Below are 9,095 nucleotides of genomic sequence, written 5' to 3'. Positions count from 1 at the left end.
CTTCGCAACAAAGATGTGTGCATTAGATAGCCGGCGAGACCGGGCTTGTTTGTCACCGTCTTCGCAAAGGCGCTTCACGCCTTGCGAGGAGACACCTGCCACTGGGGCGTCAGGACCACACGACTTCGCCGTCCGCTTTCCGCGCGCACTCGTCGGTTGCGCGCGCCGCGTCCACCGCATCTCGACCCAACACTCGTGACGATCGCGAAGCGCCCCTCAAGCGGGTGAGACGAGTGGATCATTACACTGATTTGCACTTCGCATAAACCGAAATATTTTTGCGGCAGGGGCTTGCGCCGTCGGGCAAATCAGTGCCACGGGGCGGATGCCCTCCCTCCCATCGGTTGTTCAGCGTCACCGCCGTCGGCGCTATACTCCAGGACAAACGAACACGAGGGAGAACCCGGTGAGTATTTCCGTTATCGAGCAAGCCAGGATCCAGGCGCAGGTGCTGGTGCCGCTGGTGAAGGCGCTGCAAACTGAGCTCGGCGAGGCGCGCGCCAATGCGCTGGTGCGCAAGGCGCTCGGCGAGCTCTATCGCCGCCACGGCGAGGCGTTCTGGCGGGCGAAGAACGAGAGCCATCTCGGAACGGCGGTGGCGTCGGCATTCAAGACCTATGCGCGCGACGACGCGCTCGATTATGACGTGATCGAGCAGTCGCAGGATGCCTTCGAGATCAAGGTGACGCGATGCAAATATGCCGAGTTCTACAAGGCGCTCGATGAGCCCGAGCTTGGATTCCTGCTGGTCTGCACTGCGGATTTCGCAACCGCCGACGGGTTCGGCGGCGACGTCAAGCTGACGCGCACGCAGACCATCATGCAGGGCGCGAGCCACTGCGACTTCAGGTATGCGCGGAAAGAGCCGGGCTGAGGGCAGCGCCTTGCAACTTCGATGTCACCGTTCTTGCGATGCGGCTGCACGCCGATGTCGCCAGCGGATGAACCACATCACGATAGTCACGAACCACTCCGGCGCGTCCAGATAGCGCAGCGTTTCAATTTGACCCTGCTCGTCGCGTTCTTGGAAATTTGCTTCGGAAAAGTAGTCTTGGGTCGCGGTGTACCACTCCAAGGTATGTGTGATTTCCTCCTGCAAAGGAGCAGTACTCGGAAACCTTTTGAGGAAGTTCAGTTCGCGGCGAAGACAGATCGCCTCGATGCTCGCGCGCTTCTTCTCCTCGTAGTCAATGCCCCATCCAGCGAGCCTTGCATGAGTCGTTTCATGTATGATCGTGGAGGCCAGACGCTCACGCGTCGTCGTGTCCTGGAGGACAAAACGCTCATCAAGGGCGCAGGCGTTCAATGGCGGGCTGTAGTGTGCGAGCGCATGTGGAATCAGGTGCACCCATATTCGGCCGAGATTGCGGGTGACGCGGGAATGGTTGAGCCGATCGCTGCGCTTGATGAGCTGTAGCGCGTCCTCGACGCGGCGCAAGGCGGTATAGGGCTCTGCTTCCCTGCTTCCCACCCAAAGCCCGTCGATCGTCCGGCCGTTTGATAGCCAGAGCTCCAGCCTCTCGGCGCGGGTGGGATTTCGATCCGGCTTTCTGACCAGGACGAGGCCGCGCGGCTTTTGCGGCGATTCCGATTGCTGCAAGCGGTACCCCGTCGTGCCCGAGTTCGGTTTCCGCCGATCACGATAGGCGAGCCTCGCTTTCAGGCTGTTTAGGAGCTTAGCTCAAATCGTAGCGATTGTCGTTAAGGCCTCACGAGGCTGCGGCTGGTCCATTCCGGATTTCGTCGGTCTGGTGGTTTCTCCAGAGCGGTCCAGGCGCTACAGTGCGCGCACAGATCAAGAAAAGGAAAATACGAATGGATTTGGGTTTGAAGGGACGAAACGCCGTTGTGCTCGGCGGCACGCGCGGCATCGGGCGGGCGATTGCGGCGACGCTGGCCGGCGAAGGCGCCGGCGTGGCGGTCTGCGCCCGCAACGCGGAGCAGGTCGCGGGCACGGTTGCCGAATTGAAGGCTGCGGGCGTGCGCGCGACCGGCGCGCCGGTCGACATTACTGACGGCGCCGCGTTGAAGTCGTGGATATCGGATGTCGCCAAGGAATTGGGCAGCATCGACATGCTGTTCTCCAATGCCGGCGCGATGGCGCAGGGCGGTGATCCGGCGTCGTGGGAGCAGAATTTCCGGCTCGACGTGCTCGGCGCGGTGAATGCGTTCGAGGCCACGCGTCCGTTCCTCGAAGCGAGCGGCGAGAAGACCGGCGATGCGGCCTTCATCATCATCTCGTCGATCTCGGCCGCTCAAGCCGACCGCGTAAGCTCCTATGGCCCGATCAAGGCGGCGCTGGTGCACATGGCGAAGGGGCTGGCGCGGCAATACGCGGCCAAGAAGATCCGCGTGAATGTCGTGTCGCCCGGCACGGTGTATTTCAAGGGCGGCATCTGGAACATGGTCGAGCAGAACGCGCCCAAGATGTACCAGGACGCGCTGGCCCGCAACCCGACCGGCCGCATGGCCACGCCGCAGGAGATCGCCAATGCCGCGGTGTTCCTGGCGAGCCCGGCGTCCTCGTTCACGACGGGCTCGAACCTCGTCGTCGACGGCGCGATCTCGAACCGGGTGAATTTTTGAGGGCGACGACATTCGCGGCCGACCTGTCATCCCTGCGCAACGGCTTCGCCGTTGTCGCTGGAGGTGCTCGCCGTGCGGTGCAATGCACCGCACGGCGAGCATCGAAGGATGAACGGCCACAGTCGGGCCGTCGACCCTTCGAGACGCGCGCAATGCGCGCTCCTCCAGCGACAAAGGCGAAGCCTTTGCGCGGGGGTGACGGTGAGAGGACGACGCTTTGGCGACAGCCCCTCAATGAAAATCCCGTGACGGCGGCAGGATGCGGACGTTGCGGGGGTGGCGGATTTTCTGCGCCGGCATGTCGACATGGTCGCGGCGGTCGTCGTTGAGCTGCTCGATCAGCGCCGGGCCCGGCGGCACCGGATGCTTGCGGCTGAGGGAATCGTTGGCGAGGCCAGTCAGGTCGTGGGAGCGGTCGACCATGCGCTGCGCGACCAGATGCGTGACACCTTCCGGGCTGCTCTGGATATAGCCCTCGACCAGGATCAGGCGCGCCCCCATCACCTCTTTCCGGTACTGCTCCATCACCTTCGGCCACACCACGATATTGGCGATGCCGGTCTCGTCCTCCAGCGTCATGAACACGACGCCCTTGGCGCTGCCCGGCCGCTGCCGCACCAGCACCACGCCGGCGCAACGCACGCGACGGCGGTCGTTAGCGTGATTGATCGTCTTGCAGGCGACGACGCGCTCCTTCGTGAACATCTCGCGCAAGAACTCCATCGGATGGCCCTTCAACGACAGGCGGATGGTCTGATAGTCGGCGACCACCTGTTCGGGGCGCGGCATCTCCGGCAGCGGCTCTGCGTTCTCGTCGGGCTGCTCGCGCGCCGTGGCCGCCTCGAACAGCGGCAGCGGAACGTCGTCCGGCAGCCGCCGCACCGCCCACAGCGCCTCGCGGCGGTCGAGCCCGATCGAGCGGAACGCATCGGCATCCGCGAGCAGGATCAGCGCGCGCTTGGGCAGGCCCGTGTCGCGCGCGAATTCCTCCAGCGAGGTGAAGGGACGGCGGGTCCGCGCGGCGACGATGCGGTCGGCCCAGTCTGTTGGTTCTGCAGCAGCTTGTCCGCGGGCTCGCTGCACCTCTCCCGCTTGCGGGGGTCGAGACGAGCGAAGCTCGCTCTTAGGTCGGATCGCATCGTAAGATGCGATCCGGGTGGGGGCTCTCTCCTCACGAAGAGCGTCGCCCGCGGAGATACCCCCACCCCAGCCCTCCCCCGCAAGCGGGAGAGGGAGCGTAGTCCCTTCGCGGCTAGAAGTGGACCGAGCATGTAGCGCCGACATGCGCCGCCGCAGCGCCTGGTCCCGCTTCAATCTCTCCTCATCCGGATCATTCCAATGAAACCCGTCGATCTGGCGGAAGCCGAGCCGCACCGCGCAATAGTCCCCGTCCTTCTCCTCCAGCGTGTTCTGCGCGAAGCTGAAGGAGACATCGACCTCGCGCACCTTGACGCCGTTCTTGCGGGCGTCGCCGACGATCTGCGCCGGGGCGTAAAAGCCCATCGGCTGCGAGTTGAGCAGGCCGCAACAGAACGCATCCGGGTGGTAATGCTTCAACCATGACGAGATGTAGACGAGCTGGGCAAAGCTCGCGGCGTGGCTTTCCGGAAAGCCGTAAGAGCCAAAACCCTTGATCTGGTCGAAGCAGCTTCTGGCAAACTCCGGGTCGTAGCCGCGCGCGACCATGTTGCCGATCAGCTTGTCTTCGTATGTGCCGATGGTGCCGAGATTGCGGAAGGTCGCCATCGAGCGGCGCAGGCCGTTGGCTTCCTCGGAGGTGAATTTTGCCGCCTCGATCGCGATCCGCATCGCCTGCTCCTGGAACAAGGGCACGCCGAGCGTCTTGTGCAGCACATTATAGAGTTCGTCCTTGTCGCCCTTGTCCGGTGACGGCGACGGATAGCTCACCTTTTCCTGGCCGTTCCGCCGCCTGAGATAAGGATGCACCATGTCGCCCTGGATCGGCCCGGGGCGCACGATCGCGACCTCGATGACGAGATCGTAGAAGGTCCGCGGCTTCAGCCGCGGCAGCATGTTCATCTGCGCCCGGCTCTCGACCTGGAACACGCCGAGCGATTCCCCGCGGCACAGCATGTCGTAGACCCTCTCGTCGTCCTGCGGGACGGTGGCGAGCGCCCAACGCTCACCCTTGTGGTCGTCGATCAGGTCGAAGCATTTGCGGATGCAGGTCAGCATGCCCAGCGCCAGCACGTCGACCTTCATCATGCTGAGCGCGTCGACGTCGTCCTTGTCCCATTCGATGAAGGTGCGGTCGTCCATCGCGGCGTTGCCGATCGGCACATAGGTGTCGAGCCGGTCCTGGGTCAGTACATAGCCGCCGACATGCTGCGAGAGGTGACGAGGAAACTCGATCAGCTCGCTGGCGAGCTCGACCGCAAGGGTGATCATCGCATTTTTGGGATCGAGTCCGGCCTGCCGCACCTGCACGTCGTTGAGGCCCTTGCCCCAGCTTCCCCACACGGTGTTGGCGAGCGCCGCGGTGACGTCTTCCGTCAGCCCGAGCGCCTTGCCGACGTCGCGGATCGCGCTGCGCGGGCGATAATGGATGATGGTCGCGATGACGGCGGCGCGGTGGCGGCCATAGCGGCGGTAGACATATTGCATCACCTCCTCGCGCCGCGAATGCTCGAAATCGACATCGATGTCGGGCGGCTCGAGCCGCTCCTTGGAGATGAAGCGCTCGAACAGCAGATCGACCTTGGTCGGATCGACCGAGGTGATGCCGAGCACGTAGCAAACCGCCGAGTTCGCCGCCGAGCCCCGCCCCTGGCACAGGATGTTCTGGCTGCGCGCATAGTGCACGATGTCGTGCACGGTGAGGAAGTAATGCGCATATTTCAGCTCGGCGATCAACGCGAGCTCCTTGTCGAGGGTGGCGCGGAGTTTTGCGTCGATCTTGCCGCCGAAATATTTGTCGACGCCGGCCCAGGTCAGGTCTTCGAGGTGCTGCTGCGCGGTCTTGCCCGGCGGCACCGGCTCGTCGGGATACTGGTATCTGAGCTGGTCCAGCGTGAAGGTGATGCGCTCGGCAAAGCGCATGGTCTCGGTGATCGCCGCAGGCCAGTCGCGGAACAGCCTGATCATCTCATGCGCCGGCTTGAGATGGCGCTCGGCATTGGCCTCGAGCTTGCGGCCGATTGCCTCGATCGTGGTCTTCTCGCGGATGCAGGTCAGGACGTCCTGCAGCGGGCGGCGCGCCGGGTGATGATAGAGCACCTCGTTGGTGGCGAGCAGCGGGACATCGGCCTTGGCCGCAAGGCCATGGAGCTGTGCGAGGCGGCGCCGGTCGTCGCCGCGATAGAGCAGGCTGGCGGCGAGCCAGACGCCGTCGGCCGAGCTCGCCTTCAGCTTTTCAAGCAGGTCGAGCGCGCTTGCCGCGTCGAAGCGATGCGGCAGCGCCAGCACCAGGAGCTGCCCCTCGGCGAAGTCGAGGAGATCGGCGAGCTTCAAATGGCACTCGCCCTTCTCGATCCGCACGATGTCGTCGCCGCGCTTGCCGCGGGTCAGGAGCTGGCACAGCCGGCCATAGGCGGCGCGGTCGCGCGGATAGACCAAAATGTCGGGCGTAGAGTCGATGAAGACGATGCGCGCGCCGATCAGGAGCTTTGGCGGATGCGTGACCTTGTCGCTGTCGAGCTCCTTCCAGGCGCGCACCACGCCGGCCAGCGTGTTGTGATCGGCGATCCCGATCACCGGGATGCGCAATTCGCTCGCCTCATGCACATAGGCGCGGGGGTCGGAGCCGCCGCGCAGGAACGAGAAATTGGTGGTGATGCCGATCTCGGCATAGTCAGGCGTTTGCGCGCTCATGCGAACAACCCATGCACATACCAGTTGGCGGGAACGGGCTCGCCGGCCTCGTCCCGCAACTCGCTCTCATAGAGACCGTCGCGGAAGATCCAGAAACGCTGGCCCTCGGCGTCCTCGACGCGGAAGTAATCGCGCGTCAGCGCTTGGCCGTCCTGCTTCCACCACTCCATGGCGATGCGCTCGGGGCCTTCGGCCCGCACCACCGCATGCCGCGCGCGCCGCCAGGTGAACTGATGCGGCGGACCGTCGGGCACGGTTGCGAACGGCACCTTGATCGGCTCGGGCCGGTCGAACAGCCGCAACGGGCGCAGCGGCGGCTCGCCCGCGACGCGCTCCGGCCATGCGGCCGCGCTGGCGGCGGCGAGATGATGCTGCGCCGGCACCGCGAGCGCTGATCGTTCGGGGATGTGGCTCTCCAGCGGCAGATGCACGACCACGCGTTTTCCGCCGATGCGGGCGGCGATGCGGTCGATCAGGTCGGACAGTTGGTCATTGTCGTGCACATTGGCGTCGAGATCGCGCTGCTGCTGCACCACGATCTCGGTGCGGCCGGCGGCGAGGCGGACGAGGTCGAAGCCGAAGCCGGGATCGAGCGGATCGTTGAGCGCATCGAGCCGCTCGCGGAACAGGCGGTCGATCATCTCGGGCCGCGTCACCGGACGCCCGGTGTCGACGACGATCGCGCGCACCGCGCCGTCGGTGCGGAAGAAGCTCGCCTCCAGCTGCCGCGCGCCCTTGCCCTGCTTGTCCATCGCCGCGACCAGCATCCGGGCGAGGTTTTGCAGCGTCAGCGCGATCACGGTGTCGGTGGCGATGGGCTCGGGGAAACGCTTCTCCACGATGTAATCGGGCAGCGGCTTGCGCGGGCTGATCGGGGCATCGCCCTGCCCGAGCGCATGCGTCAGCAGCGTCGTGAAGGCGGTGCCGAACCGCGCCGAGATCTCGTGCGGCGCGCGTGCCGCGACATCGCCGATGGTCTTCAACCCCGCGCGGCGCAGGCCGCTGGTGATCGCCTCCCCGGCGCCGAGCGCTGCAACCGGCAGCGGACCGACGGCCTCGGCCTCCTCGCCGCCGGCGATGATCCGGCCCGAGGCGTGCCGCGTCAGCGTGCGCGCCGCAATCGAGGTGCCTGATATCGCGGCGCTGACGGCAAAGCCGCGGCGGCCGAGCGCGCCAGTCACGGTCTGCAGCAGCGCGCGCTCGCCGCCGAACAGGTGCGCGCAGCCGGTGATGTCGAGGAACAGGCCATAAGGCGGATCCAGCGCCACCAGCGGCGTGAAGCGGTCGCACCAGTCGGCGATGTCGTTCAGCGTCTTTGCGTCCGCAGCGGGATCGGCGTCGTAGACCGTGAGCTCCGGGCAGATCGCGCGGGCATTGGCGAGCGGCAGCCCGACCGAGAGCCCGGCGCGCACCGCGGCCTCGTCGAGCGCATGCAGCAGGATGGCGTTGTGGTCCTTTGCGACGACGACGCTGGGGATTTCTTTCTTCGCCTCTCCCGCTTGCGGGGGAGGCCGGATCGCATCGCGAGATGCGATCCGGGTGGGGGCTCTCTCGACAATGGGACTCGTGGAGACACCCCCACCCCAGCCCTCCCCCGCAAGCGGGAGAGGGAGCCCTACCACTGCCCGAATGTCGTGCGCGTCAGCTTGCGAGACGGTGCCCTGCGCGAGCTTCCGCTTGATGCGGTCGATGGGCAGGCGTGGCAGCCACAGGCTGAGGATACGCCGACGGTTCGCTGAATTGGCACTCATCACATTTCCATTCCATGATCCATCGCCCGACCGGGCCATGACGATTGCGGATGAGCTCGGCGTCGAACCGCGGCACGCCCCAGGCGCTGGCCACCGTGCCCGGCGGCGAATGCGCCGCGCGCACGATCCAGCGCGTCTCGGCGGTCGAGGGAATTGGCGTCGCCGCGATCCGCAGCACCAGCGCGGTGACGCCGGAAGCTTGCGCGGCCAAGGTCAATTTGCGGCTGGCGACGAGATCGAGCTGGCGCACATTGCCCCAGACCTCGAGCACGACCGCGCCCAGCGCATCGCAAGCGAGCGCATCCGCCGCCGTGCGCAACGCGGCATCAACGTCAGTGGCACGCACGGTCACCAACAGGCGCGGATCGAGGCCGAGCTCGGCAAGCCCGTTCATCGACAGCGCACCGGATTCGACGTCGGAAAAATCCTGCCGCACCCAGACCAGCGGCTTGCGCGGTGACAATCGCCCGGCGAGCCCGGCGATGAAACCGGTCGCGGCTCCGCCCTGATGGCCGCCGGCGAACACCTCGTGCAGCGCCGACGTCGCAAGTCCGCCGCGCAGCATCGCGTCCGCTCCCGCATGTCCAAGCGCGATGCGGTTCGGCGCCTGCGCATCGTCAGACGTCTCGATGCGCGCGATGCTGCCGCGCAGGGACGCAAGCGTACTCATGCGTGCGCCGTTCATGCGCCGCTCCCTTCCAACCGAGATTTGAGGCCGTCACTGGTTCTGAACAGAGAACCAGGCACTGGCTCATTTGTTCATGATATGTTCTAATATAAAGCTAACAGGACCGGCGGAGTCAATCGGATTGGTAGGCTCTCCGATTCATCAGTGAAATCAAAGGGATTCAAGGGGGGCGCTGAAGCTGGCGCAGTCCCGCCATCCTCTCCTCGCTCATTTCCGGAGCCGGGCTCCGGAAATGGCGG

The 9,095-nt window shown here is 65.5% G+C and carries 6 protein-coding genes; 2 read left to right on the top strand and 4 right to left on the bottom strand.

All coding sequences use genetic code 11. From position 1 onward, the window contains the following. Positions 1-406 precede the first annotated feature (406 nt). Positions 407-874, top strand: a complete 468-nt coding sequence (locus ACFFWD_RS19150) for an L-2-amino-thiazoline-4-carboxylic acid hydrolase (protein ID WP_376967902.1) — start codon at positions 407-409, stop codon at positions 872-874. A 24-nt stretch (positions 875-898) separates the two neighbouring features. Here ACFFWD_RS19150 and ACFFWD_RS19145 read toward each other — a convergent pair whose 3' ends face one another. Beyond that, a complete protein-coding gene (locus ACFFWD_RS19145) occupies positions 899-1,600 on the bottom strand; it encodes a hypothetical protein (RefSeq protein WP_376967900.1) in 702 nt (233 codons plus the stop codon). A 215-nt stretch (positions 1,601-1,815) separates the two neighbouring features. Between ACFFWD_RS19145 and ACFFWD_RS19140 the strand changes: the two genes are divergently transcribed. After that, positions 1,816-2,586 carry an SDR family NAD(P)-dependent oxidoreductase gene (locus tag ACFFWD_RS19140; RefSeq protein WP_376967897.1) on the top strand — a complete coding sequence of 257 codons (771 nt, stop codon included), beginning with the start codon at positions 1,816-1,818 and terminating at the stop codon, positions 2,584-2,586. A gap of 231 nt (positions 2,587-2,817) precedes the next feature. Here ACFFWD_RS19140 and ACFFWD_RS19135 read toward each other — a convergent pair whose 3' ends face one another. The 3 genes from ACFFWD_RS19135 to ACFFWD_RS19125 are packed head-to-tail and all read right to left on the bottom strand — an operon-like array spanning position 2,818 to position 8,853. Beyond that, positions 2,818-6,417 (bottom strand): error-prone DNA polymerase, encoded by a 3,600-nt coding sequence (locus ACFFWD_RS19135; protein ID WP_376967895.1) that lies wholly within the window; start codon positions 6,415-6,417, stop codon positions 2,818-2,820. Next, on the bottom strand, positions 6,414-8,168 hold the full coding sequence (locus tag ACFFWD_RS19130) for a Y-family DNA polymerase (protein ID WP_376967893.1): 1,755 nt from the start codon (positions 8,166-8,168) through the stop codon (positions 6,414-6,416). Before ACFFWD_RS19130 ends, ACFFWD_RS19135 begins: the two co-directional genes overlap by 4 nt. Then, positions 8,059-8,853 carry an ImuA family protein gene (locus ACFFWD_RS19125; RefSeq protein WP_376967890.1) on the bottom strand — a complete coding sequence of 265 codons (795 nt, stop codon included), beginning with the start codon at positions 8,851-8,853 and terminating at the stop codon, positions 8,059-8,061. The genes ACFFWD_RS19130 and ACFFWD_RS19125 overlap by 110 nt, the downstream gene beginning before the upstream one ends. Positions 8,854-9,095 lie beyond the last annotated feature (242 nt).

This window comes from Bradyrhizobium erythrophlei, assembly GCF_042430365.1.
GTDB classification, from domain to species: Bacteria; Pseudomonadota; Alphaproteobacteria; order Rhizobiales; family Xanthobacteraceae; genus Bradyrhizobium; species Bradyrhizobium erythrophlei.
Note: the sequence above shows the minus strand (reverse complement) of the source record. Positions and strands in the feature narration are given on the sequence as shown.